This is a genomic window from Photorhabdus viridis (genome assembly GCF_040256935.1).
Taxonomy (GTDB): Bacteria; Pseudomonadota; Gammaproteobacteria; order Enterobacterales; family Enterobacteriaceae; genus Photorhabdus; species Photorhabdus viridis.
Window position 1 is genome coordinate 1 of record NZ_JBEJZY010000473.1, and the last position, 223, is coordinate 223.

General features: G+C 53.8%; 1 pseudogene. It reads right to left on the bottom strand.

Going from position 1 to position 223, the window contains the following annotated elements:
• A pseudogene (locus ABR397_RS24190) lies at positions 1 to 223 on the bottom strand (type VI secretion system contractile sheath large subunit); the annotation flags it as partial.

The window sequence follows — 223 nt, forward strand, 5'->3', positions numbered from 1 at the left end:
GTGAGACGCCTGCACATCGTCTGACGGATCGGTCATCTCCGTGACCAGCGTGTTGATCCAGTTGTTCAACTCAATTTCGAGCAGACGCCTGTCCTTGGTGGTGCCGATGTTCTCCCGCTGGATTAACTTCAGATAGTGGGAAATCCGTGACAGCAGAAAGATATAGGGCAGACGCGCATTGATACGGCTGTTGGCCGTGGCTTCATTCGTGTCGTACAACGCC